We start from the raw sequence: 25,521 nt of genomic DNA, 5'->3' as shown, positions 1-25,521 counted from the left end.
AATCCTGAATTAAAAAGTGTATACATATACCTTGGTACGCAGTGTGTCCGTGCATGTTATGGTACGGACAGGCTGCATGCCTGGAAGGGCAAAACAAATGCTAATGACCACCGCGCCCGGCAGTAGCTCACGCTTGAACTTGTCCCCCAGCCGTTTCATCGCTCCGGGAAATAAGTAACAAAGAACAATATCCGCATGCTCGTAAGAGCTGCTATAGATATCCCCACGTACATAACGAAGCCTTCCGTGGAGCAGATTCTGGCCTTCGTCTGCTCGCAGCATACGTGTGCCGAACCTAGCAAGCAGCTGGGATGTCCACAAGGGAATACTGGAATTTTCAATGCCTGTCAGCCTTTTGCCTGGACATTGGCGAATAACATCCATGCCAAGTGTTCCCCAACCCGATCCCGCCTCCACAATGCTGCTATATCCCGGAATCCGATTCACCTCAACGGCAACAGCCGAGCGTACAGATTTTGACGTAGGCATCGGCGATATCCCGTTCCTCCAGCTCACCAGCACAATCGACACCATGGATAACAAGGCTGCGAAGGCGATGAGCCAAGCGATGACTTGAATCACGATCAATACTATCATTCCTTCTTCATCTGCTAGAAGCAGGATTCAATTCTCTTACTTTCTCCCAGCATTTCGTTTATTAACTTCATATTGATAAAGATCCTGAATTTCCTTGCTTTCAATATCTTGACCTACATAAAAAATCAGACTGGGATCATTTGCTGGATGGGCATAAGAAAGATAAGTGCGATGTATAAAATCAAAGTCCATCTTACCCAGCTGGAAATCGATTTGATATTTATCTTCTAAATAGACTTCAAATTGCTTTTTTAAAGCCAGAGACTTCCACGGAAGTCCAAAGAATAAAAAGTAGGTTCCTATAAGAAATATCAAAAAAATTAAGAGGAAAAGCGACTTTTTACTGAGAATGGTATGTTTTATAATTCATAACCCTCCCTAGCGTTTATTCTACATGAACTTTACTGGACATATCAAAATCAACCTCTTCAAGAAATTCGATAACTTCTCCATTGGGACTATGAATGATCGCGTTTTTTATTAGAAGAGGCGGTTCGCCCAGAGACAGAGAGTCCGGTGCTATAAAAGCCTTTGCCCCATGTGCAAGGGCTTTTTGATATATCTCCTCTACATTATCCACATAGAAGGCAAGATGTAATAACGCTCCGTGTGCTATATCTTCATCAGACAAGGCTTTTTTTCCTTGAGCGGCGATGACTGCATCATTATCAAAAATCTCAATACAGGTTCTGCGGTCAGGTGAAATCAGCATGGAGGCTTCTTTGATCTGAAAGGATGGCAGACTCCAATGATGACCTAGCTTGAATCCTAAAACGTCAATATAGAAAGAAATAGTTGCTTTATAGTCTTTGGCTTGAATCGCTACATGTGCAAGGCCTTTTACACTCATTTATAATCGCTCCCAACTTTAATATATACATATTATAGTTGTATTAAAATATGAGATATATATATAAGATAAGTGTTTTGTAGTAATATGGTTATTAAATTTAAGGTATTTTAGTGGAATAAGTTTATTTTATAAAATGGGTTTAGGAGGCGCTTGCTATGGAACAACTTGTGGATGACATTGATAAAAAGATTATGCAATTACTTCAGTACAATGCCCGAATGTCCATTTCACAAATCAGTAAAGAGGTTTCGATGTCACAACCCTCTGTTAAAGAACGAATGATCAAGCTGGAGGAAAGGAATATCATTTCTGGGTATCATACAGCTTTTAATTTACGAGATCTGGATCGGGGCACAACTACGTTTATTCTATTAAAAACAGAACATTGCCAAGAGATTACGGATTTTTGCAAAAATGCTAAGGAAGTTACCGATTTATATCGGATTAGCGGAGAATATAATTACCTCATAAAGGTGCAAACCGCGTCGATTGAGGAGTTAGCTGAATTCCAAGACAACCTTATAAAGTTTGGACCTTCAAAATCTCATATCAGTCTAAAAAATATATTGGAAAGCAGGGTGTTGCTCTAAAGCCCATTTTCCAAACACAATATCTAGTAACCGCTTTCATTCCATTGTAGAATGGATGAAAACAACGTTAGCATTAACTCGGATACAAGGGAGCATGGGTATGGAGAGGTTTTTATTCAGTAAAAAGTATATTCCGTTCACCTATAAGATGATGATACCGTACCTCATTCTAGTATTGCTGACAGATGTATTGGTGGGTTATATAGCTTATACGATGCTCGTAGAGTCCAGAACGGAAATGGCGGAAACGAATGTCCGGACAGCTTTGAAGCAGACGAGGAACAATATCGAATATCAGACAGATGAAATCAAACGAATGACTAACTCGCTGTTTCTCAATACGAATTTTCAGAATGCTCTGCAGTTTAGGGGAGATGCATTGGAAAACATGCTCAAAATGAGGGATGATATCGTTCCTTATATGAAAGCCCCTCTGCAATTGTATGGGAACAATCTGAGACTTGTGCTCTATACCGCAAATGAGACGATGCTTGAAATCCCCGGTGATGATATGTCTGTACCTATCGGTAGAAGCGATTATTATATTCTTTCTGATCAGGTTATTGAAGATAAGGAATGGTTCAAGTCGATTGTTGCCAATAACAAAGACAGCTTGTGGCTTCAGGCGGACAGCGACAGTGAACTAAGCAATATTTCGTATTTCCGCAAGCTGGTTTCTTCTAAGGGAGGCCCATCGATTATTGGTTATATTCGCGTCACGGCGAGAATTGACGAGCTTTTTGGCAATTTCGATACCTTTCCGATTGAACAGGGCATAGACCTTCGTCTAGTGGATCGGGTTAGTGGATTAACGCTTTATGAACAAGGTATTGTCGATGAACATGCGAAGCAAGATGCTTATCTGATCATTAGTGAAGATATTCCGTTGTCTGACTATGCTATCGAGGTACGGGTGCCGCATGCCTACTTGAATAAAGATGCTAGCCGAATGCAGAAGGTGATCACCACCGTTTGTCTGATCAGCTTTTTAGTCATGGCGGTGATCGGCTTCCTCGTTGCCCGCATATCAGGCAAAAAAATTAAACGGATCGTATATTTGGTCCGGTCCTTTCAGGAAGGGAATTTTTATAAAAGAATTGGGTTTGCCGGGAATGATGAATTTGTCTACATTGCTAATAGTTTTAATCAGATGGCGACTAGTATCCAGGACCTGATCCAGAACGTCTATGAGCAAGGGATTCAGAAAAAGCAAGCAGAACTGGATGTGCTTCAAGCTCAGATCAGTCCGCATTTTTTGTACAATACATTGTCGACCATTGGCAGCTTGGCCAATTTGGGCGAAGTTGAGAAGGTTACACAGATGGTACAAGGTCTTTCTAAATTCTATCGCCTCACCTTGAATGAAGGACATGTCTATATCTCTCTTGAAAAAGAGCTGGAGCAGGTAAGGATGTACCTTGAAATTCAGAGGGTAAAGTATGCCGATGCGTTTGAGGTTTATTATGATATTGATCCTGATATTTTACAGGTTCCCATCATTAAGCTGATTTTGCAGCCATTTGTAGAAAATATATTCAAGCATGCTTGGTTTGGGGAGACGATTGCGATCCGGATTACCGGAAAACGGCTGGGTGAACGCATCGAGCTGAAGGTCATCGATAACGGAATTGGTATGCGGGCGGATACACTGCGAAATATGCGTTCGAGCTCATTCCATTCGAGCAGCTATGGACTGAGAAACGTGGAGGAACGAATCAAGCTGAGATACGGCCATGATTTCGGTATTCATATCGGCAGTTACTTTGGGGCAGGAACGACCGTTCAAATTATCTTACCGGTGGATAATGCGGAAATCCGGGAAGTTATGGGGGAGTAAATAGTATGGCGATGGAGATTAACGTTCTGCTGGTGGATGATGAAGTGATCGATTTGGAATGGCTTAGACGGCGGGTGGCGGGCAGTGATCATTTGCCTTTGCATAGCGTGAGAACGGCAACGAGCGGTTTTGCCGCTTTAAAAATGATGGAGCAGCACCGCATTGACATCATTCTCTCCGATATCCGCATGCCGATTATGTCGGGCGTGGAATTTGCCCGGAAAGCGAAGGAGATTAACCCTGAGGTCCATCTGCTTTTTATTAGCGGACATCAGGATTTCAACTATGCCAAAGAGGCCATTCAATTAAATGCCTCCGGTTATTTGCTTAAACCCGTCGATGATGACGAGTTAAATAAGACACTGACTGAACTCTGCGCCAAGATTGAGAAGGAGAGGAAGCAGCATATTTCCTTATCGGAAACACTGACGCTTGTGAATCAGGAGCTGCTGCTGCGCTGGTTTAATGAGACTGCCCCGGGGCAGGTGGAGACGCATATTCACAACGTTCTTACGTCTTACTTACAAGGCGCGTCGGCGGTCGCCATCGTCGAGATTGACGATATGGCACGGAAAATCCAAACTTGGACGGAAGAAGAGCGGAGTTTATGGAGCAGCACAGCCAATCATTTTATCCGGAAGTTCGCGCAAGATCAAAATTTAGGCATGGTCATCACAACCTATGACTATCATTTTGTGATCCTTGCTGCGGTTCAGGAACAATATTTTACCGCTTTGATGGAAGAGCTCATTCGGTCATTCTATCAGGAGTTTTCCTGTTCAATTACGATTGGAAGAGGGATGTACACAACAGAACTGGGTAAGCTGCATGATTCCTATCGGCAGGCTCAGGCTGCTTTAAGTATTAAATGGATTGTTGGGAAAAATAGAATCATCCAAGATGCCTCGGAATGGAGCCCGAAGGAAAAAATCGCCTCAGATTTAGAGGTTATTGTGGACCGGATGCTTAAAGCGATGCTTGATTACGACCTTACCACCATTGATGATTGTTTGCTGCAGCTGTTTGCCGGGGACAGTCCGCTCTCCCAGAAAAATGACATCTACGATATCATTATTCGAATTACCTCCAAGCTTCATGCCGATCTGCAGCAAATGAACGAGCATCTATACGAGATTTTGAATTGGGATTCACATCATCCCTTTGTGCTGTTTCAGTTTGAAACGGTGCATGATATTCTCTCTTGGCTGAGAAGAAGATTTTTTGAGTTGTCGGAGCTGCTTTATTTGAAACGGCAAAGACAAAAGCGGAAGTTAATTGATGAAATCACGGAATATGTGAAAGAAAGATTAGATCAAAAAATAACGCTGAACGAAGTGGCCTCCCATTTCGATTTTACGCCTAACTATCTCGGTCATTTATTTAAGGTTGAAACCAACAGTTTATTCAGCGATTTTTTAAGTGAATTACGGATGAAACGGGTATGTGAGCTGCTCGAAGATCCGACTAAGAAAGTTTATGAGATTGCAGAACAAGCCGGATATAAAAATATTATTTATTTCAACAGACAGTTCAAGCAATACATGGGCATGTCACCCGGTGAGTACCGGAAGAAAAATAAAATCTAACAAAAAAGCGGTGAAAATGAAAACCCGGCGATGATTTTTCGGTTATTGGAGAATCGCTGCCGGGTGTTTTTGGTCTGCCGGCTAACCTTTTTTTGTCGAATCGTTGAATTAGTATTATGTTTAGTTGTTTCGCTGAATTATCTAAGCGCCTGTGCCCTTTTATAATAAGAGATATAGAGAAGAGAGGGGTGCAAAGATGAAAGGGCATACATTTTGGAGCGATTTAAAGAATTATAGGGTTCTCTTGCTGATGCTGGCTCCGGCGGTTGCTTTTTTCCTTCTGTTTGCCTATGTCCCGATGGCGGGCATTATTATTGCCTTCAAGCATTATGATTATGCGGGCGGTATTTTTGGAAGTGCCTGGAACGGGCTCGACAACTTCCGCTTTTTCTTTGAATCAGGCGATGCTTGGCGGGTAACACGAAATACAGCACTATATAACATTGCGTTTATCGTCGTCAATAACAGTTTGCAAATTTTTGCAGCGATTATGTTGTTTGAGGTCGGTGGTAAATGGTTCCGCAAAATCACACAATCGGCGTTGTTCCTGCCTTACTTTATCTCATGGGTCGTTGTCGGAGCGATTGCTTATAACCTGCTCAATTATGATATTGGCACCGTGAATGCTTTGCTCAGAGGTATCGGACTCCAGCCTGTCGATATTTATAATACACCTTCCTATTGGCCGTATATTCTGGTTATAGTTTCTGCATGGAAAAGTCTCGGATACGGAACGGTGATGTACTTGGCCGCGATTACGGGGATAGATACAGAAATGTATGAAGCAGCCGAAATCGATGGGGCTAATATTTTTCAGCGAATTATGAAAGTAACCATTCCGAATTTGTATCCAACGATTATTATTCTGGTGCTGCTGGCAGTCGGGAACATTTTCCGTGGTGATTTCGGGATGTTCTATAACATGATCGGCAACAACGGCTTGTTGTTCTCCTCGACAGACGTTATCGACACTTTCGTATTTAGGTCACTGATTACTTCGAATGATATCGGCATGTCAGCTGCAGCTGGTGTTTTCCAGTCCGTTCTTGGCTTCGCGACGATCATGTCAGTGAACTATGCTGTCCGTAAATACGACAAAGACCGCGCTCTGTTCTAATCGTATCAGGAGTTAAGTCTTTCATAATGGAGGTAACGATATGAAGCAGCTTGATCGTAAAATATTTTCAGGTATTGGTTATGTATCCCTGATTTTTCTCTCAGTTTTATGTATTTTTCCTTTTATACTTGTCGTATCTTCATCCTTTACGGAAGAATCCAAAATCCTAACGGATGGTTATCAATTTATACCGACTGCCTTCTCAACTGAGGCCTACAGCATTTTGTTTAAGTATCCCGAACAGATGATTCAAGCCTATATAGTGACAATAGGAGTTACTATACTCGGCACGGTGCTTGGCTTGTTTCTGACTTCGATGACTGCTTATGCGCTATCCCGAAAAGATTTTAAGTGGCGCAATAAATTTTCATTCTTCTTTTTCTTTACGACTTTGTTTAGCGGCGGTTTGGTTCCGTGGTATCTGCTTATGGTCAACTACCTTCATATGAAGGATACGCTGATGGCCTTAGTGGTTCCAATGATGCTCAATGTCTTTTATATCATTGTTATGAAGTCTTTTATGGGCAGCATTCCGGAAGCAATTGTAGAATCAGCAAAAATTGACGGCGCAGGCGACTTTAAGATCTATGCTCGTCTAATCCTGCCGCTGTCCAAGCCGGCGTTAGCTACCATTGGATTGTTTCTAGCGCTGGCCTACTGGAATGACTGGTACAATGCATTGCTGTTTGTATCGAATGAAAACTTGATGCCGCTACAATATTATTTGTATAAAATGCTAGGCAATATGGATGGCATGCGCAAAGCGATGATGGGTGCAGGGGCAGTCGTAACGACATCGATCCCAACCGAGAGCTTGAAAATGGCGATGACAGTTGTGGCCACTGGCCCGATTTTGCTGGCTTATCCATTCGTGCAGAGGTATTTTGTCCAAGGTTTGACGATTGGTGCTGTGAAAGGATGAACCCGGGGAAACTCGGTTTATCAATATAATTAAACACAAGGGGGAAGGCTTGAGATGCTGAAGAGAAATAGATTGATGATGCTAGCGCTCGTTTTAACCTTCGTAATGATTCTAAGTGCATGTGGTGGTGGCAATAACAATGCTAATACGTCTGCACAGGCTACAAATAATGCGTCAGAGGGAGGAAGCGACACTACGAACACCTCAGAACCTGCAACTACCTCAGACACCCTTGATACCTCTAAAGAAGTGAAGCTGAAAATGATTTTTGTTGGCCCTAAACCGATAGACTATGATAGCGTTTTTGCTGAGATTAATAAAAAGCTGAAAGAAAAAATCAATGCTACTGTAGAGGGCGAGTTCCTGGATTGGTCGGACTGGGCGCAAAAATATCCGCTGAAGCTGGCAGCAAATGAGGATTTTGACCTCATCTATTCGGCAAACTGGGCTGGTTACAATGACCAGGCGCTGAAAGGCGGATTCCTGGAATTGACCGATGAGCTGCTTACCAAATATATGCCGCAGACTTTAGCAGCTATGTCTGATGTGAGCTGGGATCAAGCTAAGGTAAACGGCAAACTGTATATGGTTCCGCAAAACAGAGGGGAATCCGTTGAAAAACTGATTTTGTACCGCGAGGATTTGCGTAAGAAATACAATCTTCCGGAGATCAACAGCCCAGAAGCGTATGCCACTTACTTGAAAACCATAGCACAAAACGAAAAAGGAATTACACCGTTCACCCCGGAAACAGGAGACTGGAAATATCATAATTTGGACCGTGTATTGCTGAAGCAACAAAACGAATGGAATATGTTTGATCTCGACCTTCCGTTTGCTTTCAAATTGACGGATGAAAAAGGGCAAGTATTTAACGTATATGAAACGCAAGAGTTTAAAGATCTACTCGTATATTACAAAGATCTCGCTGATAACAATGCATGGTCGAAAAACGTTCTAAACAGTAAAAATGATCATCAGGCCGATTTTAAAGCAGGCAAAACAGCATCGATTACGCACAACAACGGAACACTTGGAGCACTTATGGCTTTGATGCGCCAAGAGAATTCCCCTTATGAAGTAGCATTGGCTGACATCAACCAAGGCAAGAAGAAATCAGTGGCGATTTCCACCCAAAACGGTACTTCGATCCACGCTACTTCCAGAAATGTGGAACGTTCCTTGATGTTCCTCGATCTGATGCAAAATGATAAAGAACTGCACGACCTGATGATGTACGGCCTTAGCGGTGTACATTACGAAGCGGTTGGCGATGACAAATATAAAGCCCTTGAAAAGAATCCGAACTATACTGGCTTCTCTAACTGGAACTTCAACTCGCCACTTAACCGTGACAATGAAGCATTCCCGCAAGAAGCAAACGATCTGGCTAAAGGCTGGGAAGCAAATGTCTATCACTACGCGCTTGAAACCTTCGTATTCGATAACAGCAAAGTGAAAACGGAAATTGCCAACGTTGGTAACGTAATGCTCCGTTATGCGATTCCGCTCGAATACGGCGTAATCAAAGATATCGACAAAGGTCTTGAAGATCTGAACAAGCAACTGAAATCCGCGGGCATTGATAAAATCCAAACCGAACTGCAAACTCAAATCGATGCTTTCTTGGCAAACAAATAAGCTACAGAATAAGGGAGACCTAACAGTCATCAAATGGCTGTTAGGTCTCCCTGTTTAATTGGGCTCATCCGCGGGTGAAGCCGCTATCGGACACAGTTGACCCTAATAGCAGCATTATCGCACTTTTGGAATACTAACGGACCTCATAGTCGCTATTAGCCTAAAACACGCCTAGAATGAGGCTCAGGATAAAGAATAGCTGCACTGGAGTCCGAAAGTCTGCTTTAAAGGCTGAAAATCAGTAAATAAAGTCACCTCGGTCCGTTAGGCAGACCAGAAACAAAAGGCAGCAACCCTTTTGCTAGGGAGATGGATACTTAGGGAGAACGGCTACTCTTTGCAGAAAGGAATAAAAAAGAAGAACCGGCATGAGCTGCCGGTTCTTCTTAATATATAATTTGCGCGCAATGAAATAACGTGATATTATGAGAAGACCACTGTTAATCTGCGTATTTCAGACAGATTTATTACATCTTATTTATACATTAATAATACCACGCGGATTGGCAGTTTGTCAAATTTGTATTTTTGCTTCTTGATAACAACCTTGAAAAGGAGCGTGTTAGTAAAAATGTTAAACGAAAAAGATTGGCAGGGAGAACAGAAACGGCTAGATTCGGTCACGGAAGAATTGCAATCAAAGATTGGCGAGCTGGAACCGGAAGTGACAGGATTACGTGAACAGGTGACGGACATCCGCAAGCAGTTTTGGGAGGAAGTTACGGTCAATACGAGCACACATGAGGATTTCGAGGAGACCTTTTACAGTATAAAACAGCAAGAAGCGTTGTTGTCTGAACGGGAACGTAGCCACCGCCAACGGCTGCTGCGTTATAAAAACATGAAACGGCTGCTGCCGTCACCCTATTTTGGACGAATGGACTTTCAAGAAGATGGGTTGATCTCCAGTGAGCAAATCTATATCGGGGTGGCGTCTTTCATCGATGCAGAAGGTGTAAACTTTCTGGTATATGACTGGCGGACACCTATTGCAAGTATGTATTATGACCATTCGCCAGGCCCCGCCACTTACGATACACCGGGAGGACAAATCTCAGGAACGATGATGCTGAAGCGGCAATACCAGATCCGTCAGGGTCAGCTTCAGAACGTGTTCGATACGAGCTTAACGATCGGTGATGAATTACTTCAGCAGGTGCTTGGTAAGGGTGCGGATTCACAAATGAAGAGCATCGTGGCGACTATTCAGAAGGAACAGAACGCTATTATCCGCAACGATAGTAGCCGTATGCTCATTGTGCAGGGGGCGGCGGGCAGCGGAAAAACATCCGCAGCGCTGCAACGGGTAGCCTATTTGCTATATAAACACCGCGATAGGCTCAAAGCGGATCAGATTGTTCTTTTTTCGCCTAATCCGATGTTTAACAGTTATGTATCTACGGTGCTTCCCGAGCTTGGCGAGGAGAATATGCAGCAAACAACCTTTCAGGAGTATATTGATTATTGGCTTGGATCTACGCTTAGTCTAGAGGATCCGTTCGAGCAGATTGAATATGTACTGACGTCCAAAGCTTCTCCAGAGTATGAAGCACGGCTAACTGGAATGCAGTATAAAGCTTCAGAAGCTTTTCTGCATGCTTTGCAAAACTATGCGTTGTGGTTAGGGAAGGAAGGGATGTTGTTTCATAGTATCCGTTTTCGGGATCGCGAGTTGATTACTGCGGAGCAGATGAAATCGCAATTTTATAGCTATGATAGCTCCATTCGCTTGGCTAATCGCATCGTTTTATTGCGTGAATGGCTACTGCGTCAGTTGGCTTCGCTGGAGCGTCAGGAACAGGAGGCATTCTGGGTTCAAGATGAACTCGATTACCTCGATACCGATCAGTATGCCGAAGCCTACAGTGAGATACTTAAGAAATATCGGCGGGAGGAAGCCGTCTTTGATTTTACGACTCAGTATCTTGAGAACTATGGGGATTTTCCTAATCAGGATCAAGGGGAAGAGAATGTTTTTGACTTTGGTCTGCAGGAAGAAGAACTGCTGCGCCGCATGATTGTGAAGGAGCACTTTAAACCGCTGAGACGCGATGTCAAACGGTTCAAGTTCATAGATACGATTGGGTTATACGATCAGTTGTTTAGTGCCGACGCCAGTTATCGGCAAATGACGAACGAGACTGAGGTGCCTGCTCAGTGGCAGGAAATTTGTAAGCAAACAAAGGAAAAGCTGAGCCGCGATGAACTCTTTTGCGAGGATGCCACTCCATTCCTGTATTTAAAAGAACTTGTCGAGGGCACTCGTGTGAACACTGAGGTGCGGCATCTGTTTATCGATGAAGGCCAGGATTATTCGCCGTTCCAATACGCGTTTCTCAAACAGCTGTTTCCCCGCGCGCGCATGACTGTGCTCGGCGATTTCGGCCAAGCGATTTTCCCTCAAGCAACGAATTTGCACGAGGTGGATTCACCTTTGATCCGGCTTTATGGTGAAGAGGAAACGAGCCTGATCCGTCTAATTCGAAGTTATCGTTCAACTCGTCAGATTGTGGAGTTTACGAAGGCATTACTGCCTAATGAGGAGATCGTACCTTTTGAAAGAGAGGGTAAGAAGCCGTTCCTAGTGAACGCTAGTAGCGATGTAGAGCGGGCGAAAAGAATTAAAGAAGATCTCGCGGCGCTGATGGCTGAAGGGCTTGACTCTATTGCCGTGATTACCAAGACTGCAGCTGAAAGCCGTGCGGCCTATGAAGAATTAAAGTCACAAGGATGCGAAGCTCTGCGGCTTATTACGAAGGAGACGCTCACTTTTGAGAAGGGCATTTTAGTAATTCCCGCTTATCTCGCAAAAGGGGTTGAATTCGACGCCGTACTGATTTATGATGCTTCCACACAGACGTATGATCGGGAAAGCGAACGCAAGCTTTTTTATACAGCCTGTACGCGTGCGATGCATCGGCTTCTGCTGTACACAACAGGTGATTGGTCACACTTTATTCAGCCGTTAGAGGGATTTTCATATGAGGTCGTGCAATGAGATTGGAGAGATAAATGAAAAGCATATTGTATAAGTATATGAGTAAATTTACATCTCTTAACGAAGTGGAACAGCAGGATATTGTTGAAGGTATTCCTATTGAGGAATACAAGAAGGGAACGGTACTCCTTAGACAAGGAGACGTTCCCTCAAAATGTTTTTTTGTGTTAAAGGGATGTGTGAGGCAGTCCTCGGTAGATGAATCGGGCAAAGAAGTCACATCTAATTTTTATACGGAAGAGCAAGCGGTTTCGATTTTTAATCGGCATCAAGAGAGTAGACCCTCAGCGTACACCTTAACCTGCCTAGAAGACAGCATATTGGTGGTTGGTGATCTTAATGCGGAACAGGATATGCTCCATAAACACGCTCAGCTGGAAACCATGATACGCAAAATGGTAGAGGAAAACTTGGGTGAGGTTCAGGATGAGTTGACTTCCTTTATTGCTTCCAATCCTGAAGAACGTTACAAAGCCTTGTTACAAAAAAGACCTCATTTACTTACCCGTGTCCCCCAACATCAATTAGCCAGTTATTTGGGGATTACGCCAGAGTCATTAAGTAGAATTAAGAAGCGGGTTCATTCCGGTGATGAATAGCAAAATCGTTATACACTTTTGGGGATTTTTCCACCTCTAAGCAGTAGCCATATCCCAAAGCCTAGTTCTCCTACAATCATAGGAATAGTAAAAATAAAATTAAGTGTTGTAATGACTGCCTCATATTGTGGGAGAAACATTTTGCTTAGATGAATGATAATATAGCCTATTGAAGCAAGCAGCAGCAAGATGCTGATTACTTTAGGAATGACATCGGATTTTAAAGCCACATAGCCCACTATTAACAAATGCCCGCCAAAAACGACCAGCCCCATAGACCAAATGAATTGAAATGCATCCAGAAATAACATCATTAATGCTTGAGTTTGTTCGATTGTTAATGAGGAAAAGCCATTTGTGTTTCCCGTGAGCAGCAGCACAAATATCAAAGTTAATATAGAGATTGCCAATATAGCGGAATAGGTTAGACGGAGCCATGCGCCAAGTAATGAAAGATTTTGGTTGATGGGTTCTAGAAACACATAAAACGCCCAGGCGACCAGAATGTCAGTAATCATAATGATGATCCAGCCCAAGATTTCCCCTTTGAAAAGATTGTTGGAAGATACAATGTTAATAAATGTGGCACGGGCATCGCCTTGCACAACAAGAGTCCCATGGACAAAGCCATATGAAAAAAATGAAGCGAGGGTCATGATGATCAGTGATATTCCAGCTGTTAAAGCGGACTTACGCTGGTTCGATAGGTCTTTTTCTGAGATAGCCATAAGATAGCCTCCTAAAGGACTTTTATTTCATTGTAATTAGGAGTACTATGGCGGGCATTGACTTAAATCAAGACTCTGAATTTAATCAAGCGAAGTAAGTATCACTGTTATTGCGTTATCAACAAAGGATCGCTCCGGGCGGGATTTCAAGAGTACAGTAAGCCCTATTAGCGATACGATTAGTGCTTGTGCCAAGGCCTTCGCATTTACACCACCCTTAAGCTCACCTGATTGTATACCGCGTTCAATAGTTTCTTGAAATATAACCGATAGATACATTTGGTGTTCTCTTGTAAGAATCTCGAACTTCTCATCATGAGGTGCCAGCTCGACCATTGTATTGATGCAAAAACATCCTCGGTTCACACTGCCTGCATACTCCTCCGCCACCACATCTTCAAAAAAACTACGAAAGGCTTTTTTCGCGGATGGATTGCTTTGAAGTTGGGCTCGGACACGGGAAGCATGGGACATCGTGTATTTACGTAGCGCAGCTTCGAATAATTCTTTTTTGTCTCCAAAAGCTGAGTATATACTGGGGCGTTGAATGCCCATTCTGGAAGTTAAATCGCTTAATGAAGTAGCCTCATATCCCTTCTCCCAAAATAGCTCCATAGCTGATTCTAATACTTTTTCTTCGTCAAATTCGCGGGTTCGAGCCATTATTAACACCCCTCGTTATATTTGATTTCAATAATTTATTACCGAACAGTATTTTATAATACTAAAACTAGTCGTCTATATTGTCAAATCAAAATCGGTAGAATCAAATATTTATGTTGACACACACCATTTTGTAAGATAAATTTACTGAGCACAATAACATACTGATCAGTATGAAATATGTTTGCGATTTAAATTTAACAGAGAAAGGGTGTATCCAAAATGCAGGGGACTAAAGAGAAGCTTTCGTCACAAGAGACGCATACGCCATCTGATTCTATTCATGCTTCCTCGATGCCTCGGTATATGACACTTTTGTTTGCCGTTGTCTGCGGGATGTCGGTTGCAAACATCTACTTTGCTCAACCGTTGCTTGATCATTTGTCGAAAGAATTTGGTATTGATTATTCAACCATTGGTATTCTTATTACTATCACGCAGATTTTTTATGCAGTGGGGCTGTTACTGCTCGTGCCACTAGGAGATTTACTGAATCAGCGCCGCCTGATTATCGGCCAGATGTTATTATCTGTGGTGGCTTTGATTATCGTGGGTACTGCCTCTTCCAGCACGGTACTATTCGTAGGTATGGCCTCAGTGGGACTACTCGCTGTTGTAACGCAGACGCTTGTTGCGTTCGCGGCGACAATGGCTGCCCCTGCCGAACGCGGGCGAGTCGTAGGCATGGTCACAAGTGGAATTGTGATTGGAATACTTCTTGCGCGATCCATTTCAGGAATACTTACAGATCTTGCAGGTTGGCGTTCCGTATACCTTTTTTCTGCTGCTTTAATGCTTTGTATGGTATGTACATTATTTAGAGTGTTGCCAAATGTGGAACGTGAGGTAAAAACACTGTCATACGCTCAGCTGCTTAGCTCAGTGTTTATGTTGTTTGTACAAGAGAGAGTATTGCGTATCCGTGCTATTCTGGCTTTGCTGATTTTTACTGCTTTCAGTATTCTGTGGACTTCTGTGGTCTTGCCTCTTAGTGCTCCGCCGTTATCACTTTCACATACTGCAATTGGGGCATTTGGTCTGGCGGGAATTGTGGGAGCATTAGCTGCTGCGCGGGCGGGAAAGCTAGCGGATCAGGGTCATGGACAGAGAACGACAGGCATAGCTTTACTTCTATTGTTGATTTCATGGTGGTTTATCAGTTTTACCGAGCAGTCGCTGTTGGCATTGGTTATTGGTATTGTTCTGCTTGATTTGGCTGTGCAGGCCGTGCATGTCACCAATCAAAGTATAATACTTACCTTGCGCATGGAGGCACGTAGTCGGCTCACCGCAGGGTATATGGTTTTTTACTCCATTGGAAGTGCTACCGGATCGATTGCTTCCACTCAAATCTATTCTCACTATGGCTGGAACGGGGTATGTTGGCTTGGAGCTTCTGTTAGTGCTGTGGCTTTTTTATTTTGGGCTTTAACCTTGCGTGCTACGAATGCCGCGTTGCAACGGCGCCCTGCTTGGAAATAATCGGGGCAAGTCCATAAGGGTGGAGGTTCCGTTTTCCGGGCATGTTATTTAAAACAGGTTTGGGAGGGGATAAGGATGTCTAGAAGGAACAGGAAATATGCAGTGCCGGGAGCCAGCCGCGGAATGCAAATTTTTAAAGCGGAAGTGATGCGGCGCGAGGGGTATGATGTAGATCCAGAGCGGCCTGATGATGTGAAATACGAAGTCGCAAAAGAACTGGGTGTCCCTTTGGAGCACGGTCAAAATGGTCATTTGAGCACAGAATCGGTGGGCCAGATCGGCGGTAAAATTGGTGGATCGATGGTCCGCGAAATGATTCGTCTCGCACAGCAGCAATTGGTGGATCAGGAAAGGCAGTAGCATTTTCTAATTTATGTTGCAGAGATCACGGGAGGCGGTTTTTGTCCTATATTGTATGGGACTGAGGCCGTCCTTTCGGTGTTTGCGTTATTTTATATTTGTATAGTAAAAAAATTCCTGAAATTCCCTAAAACAACCTGATTCATGGTAGAATTTTACCGATGTTCCACGGTATAGTGGAGAAGGATATATCATCATTCAAGTCTGTAGTGGGAGAGGAATTATCAGATGAATCAGAGATATCGCAAACGCAACACGGCTGCTTTTACGGGGGCATCGTATTTTGCATTGGGGGCAGGACTTTTTCTATTCTGTTTGGGAGTGTACAACGACACTTGGGAGCTAAACGTAAAAGGGTATTATTTGCTCTGTATGGTGTTAATTACGATTTCCTGTATCGTTGTGCAAAAGGTGGTCAGGGACAATACAGAGGATAAAGAATTTCGTTTGGATAACCCTAAACACAGGATGAGAAACACAGGGGCCTTCACAATTATGGCTTTTGTGGGTTTGATTATCGGGTATGCGATGTTTTTTATTGGCCTTTACAATGCTCCATTTGAATTAAATGTAAAGGGGTATTACATAGCTGTTATTCTCTTGATTTCTTATAGCGCTATTGGCGTTCAGAAAGTGACGCGGGATAACGCGGAAGATAACGAGATTCTTGCCGAGCAAGAGGCGAGACGGGACATCCAAGGGTAAAGAGGGATATATCCAGCTTTCTCGCTGAGAACAGCAGGCTGCTTCAACTTTACTTACCATCATAAATTGTAAACAGGAGCTTCGTGAATTTACGGAGCTTCTTTTTATTTTTTTGAAATAGCAGCAATAATCTTGCGGATCTGAACATTATGAGGACTATTTGTTAGAACAACATCCTTAGTTTGGATTGTTTTTTACTATACGGTTCTCTATACTCTTCATAATACTTGAAGTAGGAGTGGATAATGGATGATCCGTCTGAAGGATATAGGGAAGTTCGAGGAACTGCCGCAAATGGCCATGCATATTTACAATGGAAATATTCCGGAATTAGAGGCTGCCATTAGAGCAGGCTGGGATATTGAAGAGGGAATCGTCCTTAGCCAATATACTACGTTAACCCCGTTAGCTTTGGCGCTTATATCAGAGAGAATGGATGTCATAAAGCTGCTGGTACAGCACGGTGTAAATCTGAATGTGAAGAATAATCCGGCTTTTTTGTTCGCGGTCCGCTATTGCAAAGAAGATATCGTCCGCTATATTGCAGCACAAGGGGCCAAACTGGACAAGCTTAATCAGGTCAAGTCAGGTGCATATTCGCAGGCCTACTATGGCAACAAAAACAATATCCCGCTCATACATGAGCTAGGATTAGATATTAAGCAGCATGGTGGGGCTGTATTACGCAAAGCGGTGTCAGATCACGACCTTAAGACCGTTGCTTATTTACTGGATCATGGGGTGGACATTAATTACAACAATTCCGATATGGTCTATCCTTATCAAGCCACTCCGTTAACAGTTGCCACAAGAATGGGTAATCAAGCGATGGTACAATATTTGATTGAACGTGGCGCAGACGTTACCTTGGCGGAAAAAGATGGTGATCGTCCTTACACCATTGCAGTAAGCAATAAGAATACAGCTTTGGCTGACTTTTTGAAATCGCTAGAGCCGGCTGAATTTCATGATATCGAGAATAAGAAGTTTGAGCTGAGAAAATATAAATTGTCTGATGAATTGGTTAGCTTTCTTACTGGAACAAAACTGCGTCTTGAGCTAACACAAAATGAATATGAAATTAGATATATCGACTTTTTCACATTAACTGATACCATTGAAATAAAAATCGGCCGGCAAAAGCTGCTCCGTCTGTCAGCCGACATAGATAATTACTCTGATCTGCTGCTTATGTGGAATCCGAAGAAAAAAGGCCTGATAGGCTGTTACGACGTGGAACATCAGACGTACGCGGATTTATGTAGTTTTGCAGATTTTCTCACGCAACCGGAGATATACCTCATTAATTTTCTTGAAGGAACATAGTTGTTAATATCTCATGATCTGTCTATTTCTTTTGCAGGAATCATTCTATTCGTCGTTGAATATATCCCGGTAACCGTATTACGTATTCAAAATACGTAGCCACAGGAGGAGAACAACATTGAAATCGATTACCGTTCAAAGCCTTACGGAAACGTTTAAGCTGGAAGTGCTTGCGGGTGCTAGCTGCATGGACCGCGAGATCACTCGCTCTAAGACACATAGACCTGGCCTGGAGTTCGTGGGTTACTTCGACTTTTTCCCCATGAAGCGAGTACAAGTGTTGGGTCGTAAAGAAATCAATTATCTGCTAAAGCTAAGCGTTGAGCAACGCAAGTTACATATTGGCAATATCGTTAAGTACCATCCCCCATGCTTTATTGTGACGACGGGTCAGCAGGAGATTCCCTATTTGACTTTATTCTGCGACCAAGAAGGTATACCACTACTTCGGACGGAAGAGACGACGTCAGAGTTCATCGCAAAGATTGATACTTATCTGGTGAAGGCGCTGGCGCCAGAACTTTCAATTCATGGAGTGTGTGTGAACGTGTCTGGCATAGGTGTCCTATTGAGAGGCAAGTCCGGGATCGGAAAAAGCGAAACCGCTCACACGCTCATTAGAAGAGGCCATCGGTTTGTGGCCGATGATGTAGTTGTGCTTAAGAAGCTGGGACCGGCGACGCTTCTCGGCACGCATAATGAAACGACCCGTGAATTCCTAGCGCTGCGTAGTATTGGTCTGATCAATGTTGTACGGCAGTACGGGCGTAGAGCTTTTCAGGAAGAGACACGAATTGTACTCGACATCGAGTTGTCACCATGGCGGGAGAATTCCTTGAATAATGAGCTCGAAATCGAACCCCAGTTCACAGAATATCTTGGCGTGCAAATTCCGCATATTGAAATTCAGCTTCAGCCTGGCCGCGACGTGGCTGGCCTGATCGAGGCGGCTGCGAACAATTGGTACCTTAAACAGCTTGGCTATAGTGCCGTTGAAGAGTTCCTGCAGAGGATCGAAAACGGGATGCAGTCGTAAAGGCAGGATAGAAAGCAGCAATTATAGTTACCATAATTAAAATGGTTTTCTGTATACGAAAAACAGACCGCAGATAAACGCTGCGGTCTGTTTTTCACAGCAAAAAGGGAAGTTGCTTTTTGATTGATAGGGCTAGGACATGCGTTATTGGCTGGGCATAGGTTAGAAATGGTATAATTTCTAATAGGTATTTTGAGTGATCGTTAATAGGAGGTATTAATGATGAGTGATGAGTTATTGGCAAAATTGGATGAATGGCATGAGGAAGATGAATTTCAAGAAATCGTGGATGCAATCACGGAAATTCCTGAAGAGGAAAGAGATTATGTTCTAACTAGTCATTTGGGCAGGGCGCTTAATAATCTCGGGCAATATGAAGAGGCTTTAGAGCAGTATTTGAGCATTGAAGAAGAGGGTGAAGGTGACCCGCTCTGGCATTACCGTATCGGGGTTTCTTATTATTATCTGAAAAGATATGACGAAGCTTTAAAAGCGTTTACGATTGCCGATCAGCTGGAACCTGATGATGAAGACACATTGGAGTTTCTGGGCTGGATCAAACGTAAATTGGCTAAAAAAGCTGCGAAAAAGCCTGTAAACAAACCTGCTAAGAAGCCTGTAATAGCGTTGGATACCACTAATTTCTGGGATGACAGCGAGTATGCGTTCTCAGAATATATTTCTGACCCGCCTTCAGATGCATTGATTACTTCTGTACAAGAAGAGCTGGTCTTCAAGCTGCCTGCTTCCTATGTGGATATGATGAAGTTACATAATGGGGGAATTCCTCATAACAATCGTTATCCGATTCCGGGAACAGGAGAATTTATTACGATTTCTGGTATCCTCGGAATTGGACGAGATAAGAATAAGTCGCTGTGTGGGGCTTCAGGCAGCCGGACTGTGATTGAAAATGGACGTTATCCTGAAGTTGGTGTGGTGATTTGTGATTGTCCTTCTGAGAATGAAGTGGTGATGCTGGATTACCGTGAATTCGGGAATGATGGCGAACCTGAGGTTATTCATGTAGATCGGGATAACAAATACAAAATCACACGTTTGGCTGACAATTTTGAGACCTTTATCAGCGGACTGGTGAAATAGTCTATTTCGCTGGCTAAGAATACTTATAATCCAATCAAGGCATTCCTTAAGAGGAGTGCCTATTTCTATTAGGGGATTATTAGGGAAGCGTCTTTCGGACTCAGCTGACCTTAAATGTAGCTTTTTCGCATATTTGGAATGCCAACGGACCGCATAGCAGCTATTGGCATAAAAAACACCCAATATGAACTCGATTCATAGGAATAGCGTCGCTGGAGTCCGAAACTACGCACAAAAGGCTAAAAACATGCCAATAACGTCATCTGGGTCCGAAAGCCTCAGTGGACGAGTGCGATTTGGCGATTTAGCTGAAGTGAGGCTGATTCGATTTCGTTAGGCTTTAACTAGCCAATAATCGGTCTTGAGTCAGCTAATCATCGACCCAAAACACAGAGCAGCGGTGCTCCCATTAATGGGGAACCGCTGCTGCTCTGCTGTCTTTTTCTCGGATCATTGCTGGGTGTTAAACACCTTAGATTGCAGGATATCGAGGGCATGGTTAATCTCGGCTAATTCCTCTGGGGGAACCTCTTTAATCCGGTTCAGAAAACGTTCACCGATCTGCTCAAAAGCCTCGTTCATCATCGCTTGTCCAGCATCAGACAACCGGATCATTTGCTTACGCCGGTCCTCGGCGACATCAAGCTTCTCACACAGGTTTTTTTCTGTTAATTTCTTGAGCTCACGGCTGGTATTCGGCATAGAGATATTTTTACAATCGCTGATTTGGCTGAGGGTAACAGGCTGGCTAACCGCAATATATTCCAGAATACTATATTGAACGGGCGTAATGCCTTCCGGTCTTACATCTTTGGTAAAGTCAAATGTTACTTCATGGACTGCTGTCGTAAAGGTAACAATTTTCTGAAAAAACGCTTGTTTGTCCATAAGGATCACCTCTTATTGTAAACCTTAACAAAATAATTATCATAATACAATTATCATTTGACAACTAAATGAGGGTTGTGATACCATTTTGTTATCAAATGATAATTAAAGAGGTGGAGCAATGAACGTTTTAGTCATCTATACACATCCGAATCATAAAAGTTTAAGTTATGCTTTTTTCAATAAAGTCATTCAGGGAAGTAATGAGAATCAAAAGATCACGAAGATAGAGGTCCTTGATCTTTACGAAGAGCAATTTGATCCTGTGCTGGTCTTTAATGAGAATAAACGTAGAAGAGACATGCATATCGATCCCAAGCTCGAGAAGTATCGGGAGCAGATTCGTCAGGCCGATAAAATTGTGTTTGTGTATCCAATCTGGTGGGGACGTCCTCCCGCGATGTTGCTCGGTTATATTGACCAAATGTTTGCTTCTAATTTCGCTTACAGAGAAAAGGGTGGCCTCATCCCCGAAGGGCTGCTGAAAGGAAAGTCTGTGGTTTGCATTTCCAGCATGAAGGGGCCGACCCTTTATCCTTTATATTGGCTGAATAATTCCCATAAAGTGCTGATGAGAAAAGCATTATTTCAATTTTGTGGCATCAAGAAAGTGAAGTTTTTCGAGTTTGGGAATATGGAGAGTCCGAAAGGGAAACATGATAAGAAGTTAAATCAGGTTTACCAATATTTTAAAGCTGTGGCTAATTAATACCTCGAAAATATCTGCCTATGATTATTCGAGATAACCCGGGGAATGGATGTCTCAAGCGATCCCATAGTTGGATGGTCCAAAACAACGGTGGGATCCTTATCTTTTTGACTAGCCAGAACGATTTTATTTTTGCTGGCTAGCTCATGATAGAGGACAGCCATTTCTTCAATATCTTTTGCGGCTAATAAGGGCACTAGTTGTGCTGCTGATGTTATAGCTTCGTTCCTCGTTCGTCTTGAAATCAAATCAAACCAAATGTTCTCCACGATATAAATACGCGCATACATTGTTGTCATACATTTCTTCCACCGGATGCTTTTTCATTTTTTTATAATACCTAGATTAATCTAAAGGAGCTTATGAGCTCAGATGAAGATGGGGAAATAGCTCTCACACCGGTGTAAGGTATGGTGTTGCTGGCTAATTTTTTTTGTTGGCTTTTGAAATAAGGGCTGTTATATTTGAAAATACTATGTAACTTAAGGTTCAGCAACTGGGTATCGACACAATGGAGAGGCGGATTTACATGCAACAAATGTTAGACAGTATGATTAGTGCAACAAATGACTTTCTTTGGTCGAAAATTTTGGTGGTTCTGCTTATTGTTTGTGGAATTTATTTCACCATTCGATCGAAGTTTGTTCAGTTTGGCATGTTTAAAGAAATGTTTAGGGTTCTTAAAGAGTCCAATGAAAGGTCAAAAGATTCCATTTCGTCATTTCAGGCTTTCTGTATCAGTATGGCAGCAAGGGTTGGGACAGGGAATATTACAGGGATCGCAATTGCTATCGCAATAGGTGGACCAGGGGCTGTTTTTTGGATGTGGGTCATAGCTATTATTGGATCAGCGTCCGGATTTATTGAAAGTACTCTGGCACAGGTGTATAAAGTGAAGGACAAGACTGGATTTCGTGGGGGTCCCGCCTATTATATGGAGCAAGGCCTGAAAAAACGTTGGATGGGCGCGGTATTTGCGGTTCTGATCACGTTATCTTTTGGTCTTGTATTTAATGCAGTTCAATCCAATACGATTACAGTGGCCTTTGAGAATTCATTTGGCACTAATCGGGTGATTCTTGGACTTGTAGTCGCTGCTGCTTTTGCGGCTGTTATCTTTGGTGGGGTTAAACGTATTGCTAGAATGTCCGAGTATATTGTAGTGGTTATGGCAGGGATCTATATTGGGGCTGCTGTTATTATTATGTTAATTAATATTACGGAAATACCGGCGATTCTGGCGCTTATTGTGAAAAGTGCTTTCGGATTTGAACAAATCGCGGGGGGATCTTTTGGGGCAGTTATTCTGCAAGGGGTGAAACGGGGACTATTCTCCAATGAAGCGGGAATGGGTAGTGCTCCGAATGCTGCGGCAACTGCAACAACTAGTCATCCGGTGAAACAAGGGCTGATGCAAGCGCTGGGTGTACTTACAGACACGTTACTTATTTGTTCGAGTACTGCTTTTATTATCTTGTTATCCGATGCGTATAAACAGCCAGGGCTGGATGGAATTAAGCTGACACAAGCGGCATTAAGCGAACATATTGGTTCGTGGGCTTCTGGATCTCTAGCGATCATGATTTTGTTGTTTGCTTTCAGTACGTTAATCGGAAATTATTATTATGGTGAGACCAATATAGAATTCTTGAACTCCAATAAAAAAGTATTACTATTCTATAGATACAGCGTCTTGGCGATGATTATTTTTGGCTCCGTAGCTAAGGTTCAATTGGTATGGGACTTGGCTGATTTATTTATGGGCTTCATGGTCATCGTGAATTTGATCGCTATCCTTTTGTTATCTAAAGTGGCCTTTGCCGCCCTGCAGGATTATAAGCGCCAGAAGCGCGCAGGGAAGGACCCTGTCTTTTATAAAGATAGCATAGAGGGTTTGGAGAACGTGGAATGTTGGGACAATTCTTCAGATATAAAAACATAGTAGGGTAAGTATTTGCGGGCTCAGGAAACTGAGCCCTTTTTGCTGTAGGCACTTAAATATCTATGCATTATTTGTTGAGAATTTCTTCTATGATTTGTTTTGACTCTGTTTTAAACTGCTCAATATTTTCGCTTATAAGCAGCACTTTTTTATTGTCCAATAGGATATATGAAGGATAAGTGTTGATCTTCAAATCCTCTTTTAAGCGGTCGCCCTCTTTCGAATCTTTTTTGATAACACCTGCTTTGCTGATACAAGTCATATTTTCCTTGTAAATATCCTCAAGCTCTTTAGTTTGCTCAAAAAAACGATCGTTCTCCGATAAAATTAGGATTGAAAAAGATTTATTTTCTTGAGTAAGGTATGGCGTCAAAAAGTCATCTTTTTTCTGATTACCATTACAAGCTGCGATAAAGATTAAAGTAATCAAGCTTATCAGCATAATTACTAAGGCGTTTTTTTTCATATATACACCCTATTCTTTTGTATTCATAACGACAATTATGTTTTGAACTCCACATTAACTTCTAGACTTACTAGATCATATCCTGTTTTCAGTTATAAATGAAAATAATGAAATATTTTTTGAAAAAAAGCAAAAAAAGACTTACATTATTCATTTTTATATTGTTATAATAACAAACAGACCGGTTGGTATGTTAGGGGGAGTACGTTATTGTGGATACAAAATCGCTAATGATTGAGACGGCGACACTTCTTTTTCAGCAAAAAGGATATAAAAATGTAGGCGTGAATGAAATTTTAAAAGCCTGTAATGTGACCAAAGGAGCGCTTTATCATCATTTTCCAAATGGAAAAGAAGAACTATTAATTGCTTGTTTAAAGGGCTTAAATGAAGCAATTACGATAGATATTGAGGATATTTTTAAAAAGCATCCATCGACGTTAGAAGCTATACAATCCATGATCGACAAGTTGATTCACAACTTAGAAACCGAGGGCACGATTACCGGATATACCTTTAGCAGTATTGTCAGTGAAATGGCTACGGTGAGTGAACCTGTTCGCCAGGCATGTAGCTTGCTCTATGAGAACATGGAACGAATTTACTGCGATAAGCTTGTAACTGAAGGTTATTCGCAGGAATCAGCCTCCGAGATGGCATTGTGGATGACGGCTTCGATCGAAGGCGCGATGATGTTGTGCCTAACGCAAAAATCCACAACTCCCTTAAAAACTATCGCCAAACTATTACCGACAATTTTGAAAGGAAGTACATCATGAATCAAGAAGCAAGATTACCAAGAAACGGCAAGGAGGGGGCATTATATGGTGCAATCATTTGTACACTGACGGTACTGTTTATGTCCTCAATAAATATCATTTTAGGGGTTGGAGAATTTAATGGTGAGGTTGCCTTAACGATTCTTAAGGTGTTTCCGATCATTTGGGTAATTGTCATGATTATTGAGCCTGTTGTTATTGGCCGTATTGCCGAAAAGCTGACAGCTACATTCACACAACCTACAGATAGCTTCAACGCCAAAATCCTATTCCGTATCCTATTCACCGTACTAGGAATGTCATTTTGTATGACGTTTATTGGAGACATTATCGGAAACGGGTTGAGTTCTCAAACGTTTAATCACTTCCTAGCCAATTGGCCAAGAAATTTCCTGATTGCACTGTTCGCTGAAAGTATATTGATACAGCCGTTTGCAAGATTTGTGATGGTAAAGCTACATGCTTCTCAGGACAAAAAGAAATCCAGCGCTGTTGGCGTAACTATACATGGATTATCAGAACAAAATTCCTAACCTAAATAAGCTCTCAGGCGAAGCGATTCGTTTGAGAGCTTTTCTATTACCGTGTATAAT

25 protein-coding genes and 1 pseudogene are annotated in these 25,521 nt (G+C 42.5%); 19 read left to right on the top strand and 7 right to left on the bottom strand.

The features are described 5' to 3' along the window. Positions 1–9 precede the first annotated feature (9 nt). Together MHB56_RS13980 and MHB56_RS13975 are read right to left on the bottom strand one after the other, a co-directional pair. Positions 10–597: a class I SAM-dependent methyltransferase gene (locus MHB56_RS13980; protein ID WP_076191549.1), complete on the bottom strand. Its 588-nt coding sequence runs from the start codon at positions 595–597 to the stop codon at positions 10–12. Positions 598–982: 385 nt separating this feature from the next. Beyond that, positions 983–1,447 carry a VOC family protein gene (locus MHB56_RS13975; RefSeq protein ID WP_076181797.1) on the bottom strand — a complete coding sequence of 155 codons (465 nt, stop codon included), beginning with the start codon at positions 1,445–1,447 and terminating at the stop codon, positions 983–985. Between the two features lie 158 nt (positions 1,448–1,605). Here MHB56_RS13975 and MHB56_RS13970 point away from each other — a divergent pair, with 158 nt between their 5' ends. From MHB56_RS13970 to MHB56_RS13935, 8 genes are all read left to right on the top strand, one after another. Beyond that, complete coding sequence (locus MHB56_RS13970; protein ID WP_341143681.1) at positions 1,606–2,040, top strand: Lrp/AsnC family transcriptional regulator; 435 nt, start codon at positions 1,606–1,608, stop codon at positions 2,038–2,040. A 100-nt stretch (positions 2,041–2,140) separates the two neighbouring features. Further along, entirely contained in the window at positions 2,141–3,877 is a 1,737-nt protein-coding gene (locus MHB56_RS13965) for a sensor histidine kinase (RefSeq protein WP_076181799.1), read from the top strand. A gap of 5 nt (positions 3,878–3,882) precedes the next feature. Next, positions 3,883–5,463, top strand: a complete 1,581-nt coding sequence (locus tag MHB56_RS13960) for a response regulator (protein ID WP_341143680.1) — start codon at positions 3,883–3,885, stop codon at positions 5,461–5,463. 196 nt (positions 5,464–5,659) lie between these two features. Next, the gene (locus MHB56_RS13955; RefSeq protein WP_036682339.1) at positions 5,660–6,580 is read left to right on the top strand and encodes an ABC transporter permease; all 921 of its coding nucleotides are present in this window, start codon (positions 5,660–5,662) and stop codon (positions 6,578–6,580) included. A gap of 40 nt (positions 6,581–6,620) precedes the next feature. Then, complete coding sequence (locus MHB56_RS13950; RefSeq protein ID WP_076124225.1) at positions 6,621–7,502, top strand: carbohydrate ABC transporter permease; 882 nt, start codon at positions 6,621–6,623, stop codon at positions 7,500–7,502. A 54-nt stretch (positions 7,503–7,556) separates the two neighbouring features. Beyond that, positions 7,557–9,143, top strand: a complete 1,587-nt coding sequence (locus tag MHB56_RS13945; protein ID WP_076132834.1) for an ABC transporter substrate-binding protein — start codon at positions 7,557–7,559, stop codon at positions 9,141–9,143. A gap of 571 nt (positions 9,144–9,714) precedes the next feature. Then, complete coding sequence (gene helD, locus MHB56_RS13940; protein ID WP_341143679.1) at positions 9,715–12,141, top strand: RNA polymerase recycling motor HelD; 2,427 nt, start codon at positions 9,715–9,717, stop codon at positions 12,139–12,141. 14 nt (positions 12,142–12,155) lie between these two features. After that, complete coding sequence (locus tag MHB56_RS13935) at positions 12,156–12,740, top strand: Crp/Fnr family transcriptional regulator (RefSeq protein WP_076301525.1); 585 nt, start codon at positions 12,156–12,158, stop codon at positions 12,738–12,740. Positions 12,741–12,748: 8 nt separating this feature from the next. Here MHB56_RS13935 and MHB56_RS13930 read toward each other — a convergent pair whose 3' ends face one another. Both MHB56_RS13930 and MHB56_RS13925 read right to left on the bottom strand, forming a co-directional pair. Further along, entirely contained in the window at positions 12,749–13,468 is a 720-nt protein-coding gene (locus MHB56_RS13930) for a DUF4386 domain-containing protein (RefSeq protein WP_341143678.1), read from the bottom strand. 81 nt (positions 13,469–13,549) lie between these two features. Then, positions 13,550–14,131 carry a TetR/AcrR family transcriptional regulator gene (locus MHB56_RS13925; protein WP_076179252.1) on the bottom strand — a complete coding sequence of 194 codons (582 nt, stop codon included), beginning with the start codon at positions 14,129–14,131 and terminating at the stop codon, positions 13,550–13,552. A 294-nt stretch (positions 14,132–14,425) separates the two neighbouring features. On the opposite strand from MHB56_RS13925, the gene MHB56_RS13920 reads away from it, so the two are divergent. The 7 genes and pseudogenes from MHB56_RS13920 (at position 14,426) to MHB56_RS13890 (ending at position 20,144) form a co-directional block, all read left to right on the top strand. Next, positions 14,426–15,613 (top strand): MFS transporter, encoded by a 1,188-nt coding sequence (locus MHB56_RS13920; RefSeq protein WP_076301575.1) that lies wholly within the window; start codon positions 14,426–14,428, stop codon positions 15,611–15,613. 75 nt (positions 15,614–15,688) lie between these two features. Continuing rightward, positions 15,689–15,973 carry an alpha/beta-type small acid-soluble spore protein gene (locus MHB56_RS13915; protein ID WP_036682328.1) on the top strand — a complete coding sequence of 95 codons (285 nt, stop codon included), beginning with the start codon at positions 15,689–15,691 and terminating at the stop codon, positions 15,971–15,973. Between the two features lie 228 nt (positions 15,974–16,201). Continuing rightward, positions 16,202–16,384 (top strand): annotated as a pseudogene (locus tag MHB56_RS13910) (YiaA/YiaB family inner membrane protein); the annotation flags it as partial. A 57-nt stretch (positions 16,385–16,441) separates the two neighbouring features. After that, the gene (locus tag MHB56_RS13905; RefSeq protein WP_305953524.1) at positions 16,442–16,678 is read left to right on the top strand and encodes a YiaA/YiaB family inner membrane protein; all 237 of its coding nucleotides are present in this window, start codon (positions 16,442–16,444) and stop codon (positions 16,676–16,678) included. A gap of 249 nt (positions 16,679–16,927) precedes the next feature. After that, positions 16,928–18,004 (top strand): ankyrin repeat domain-containing protein, encoded by a 1,077-nt coding sequence (locus MHB56_RS13900; protein WP_076301523.1) that lies wholly within the window; start codon positions 16,928–16,930, stop codon positions 18,002–18,004. A 118-nt stretch (positions 18,005–18,122) separates the two neighbouring features. Next, positions 18,123–19,040, top strand: coding sequence for an HPr(Ser) kinase/phosphatase (gene hprK / locus MHB56_RS13895; protein ID WP_076124211.1), 918 nt, complete (start codon positions 18,123–18,125; stop codon positions 19,038–19,040). 222 nt (positions 19,041–19,262) lie between these two features. Next, positions 19,263–20,144 (top strand): SMI1/KNR4 family protein, encoded by an 882-nt coding sequence (locus tag MHB56_RS13890; protein ID WP_076301522.1) that lies wholly within the window; start codon positions 19,263–19,265, stop codon positions 20,142–20,144. Between the two features lie 450 nt (positions 20,145–20,594). Here the strand turns inward: MHB56_RS13890 and MHB56_RS13885 are convergent, their stop codons facing one another. After that, positions 20,595–21,032, bottom strand: coding sequence for a MarR family winged helix-turn-helix transcriptional regulator (locus MHB56_RS13885; protein WP_341143677.1), 438 nt, complete (start codon positions 21,030–21,032; stop codon positions 20,595–20,597). A 121-nt stretch (positions 21,033–21,153) separates the two neighbouring features. Here MHB56_RS13885 and MHB56_RS13880 point away from each other — a divergent pair, with 121 nt between their 5' ends. Next, on the top strand, positions 21,154–21,741 hold the full coding sequence (locus tag MHB56_RS13880; protein ID WP_076124205.1) for an NAD(P)H-dependent oxidoreductase: 588 nt from the start codon (positions 21,154–21,156) through the stop codon (positions 21,739–21,741). Here MHB56_RS13880 and MHB56_RS13875 read toward each other — a convergent pair. After that, positions 21,738–22,040 (bottom strand): hypothetical protein, encoded by a 303-nt coding sequence (locus tag MHB56_RS13875; RefSeq protein WP_341143676.1) that lies wholly within the window; start codon positions 22,038–22,040, stop codon positions 21,738–21,740. The genes MHB56_RS13880 and MHB56_RS13875 overlap by 4 nt on opposite strands. A gap of 230 nt (positions 22,041–22,270) precedes the next feature. On the opposite strand from MHB56_RS13875, the gene MHB56_RS13870 reads away from it, so the two are divergent. After that, positions 22,271–23,683, top strand: a complete 1,413-nt coding sequence (locus MHB56_RS13870) for an alanine/glycine:cation symporter family protein (protein WP_036682317.1) — start codon at positions 22,271–22,273, stop codon at positions 23,681–23,683. A 67-nt stretch (positions 23,684–23,750) separates the two neighbouring features. On the opposite strand, the gene MHB56_RS13865 is transcribed toward MHB56_RS13870, so the two are convergent. Next, a complete protein-coding gene (locus MHB56_RS13865; RefSeq protein WP_076124201.1) occupies positions 23,751–24,149 on the bottom strand; it encodes a hypothetical protein in 399 nt (132 codons plus the stop codon). 212 nt (positions 24,150–24,361) lie between these two features. On the opposite strand from MHB56_RS13865, the gene MHB56_RS13860 reads away from it, so the two are divergent. Both MHB56_RS13860 and MHB56_RS13855 read left to right on the top strand, forming a co-directional pair. Further along, positions 24,362–24,928, top strand: a complete 567-nt coding sequence (locus tag MHB56_RS13860; protein WP_076301519.1) for a TetR/AcrR family transcriptional regulator — start codon at positions 24,362–24,364, stop codon at positions 24,926–24,928. Then, complete coding sequence (locus MHB56_RS13855; RefSeq protein ID WP_036682312.1) at positions 24,925–25,461, top strand: DUF2798 domain-containing protein; 537 nt, start codon at positions 24,925–24,927, stop codon at positions 25,459–25,461. The genes MHB56_RS13860 and MHB56_RS13855 overlap by 4 nt, the downstream gene beginning before the upstream one ends. Positions 25,462–25,521 lie beyond the last annotated feature (60 nt).

The sequence above is a fragment of the Paenibacillus sp. FSL H8-0315 genome, assembly GCF_038005365.1.
GTDB classification, from domain to species: domain Bacteria; phylum Bacillota; class Bacilli; order Paenibacillales; family Paenibacillaceae; genus Paenibacillus_AQ; species Paenibacillus_AQ odorifer.
This window is presented reverse-complemented; position numbering and strand designations above follow the sequence as displayed.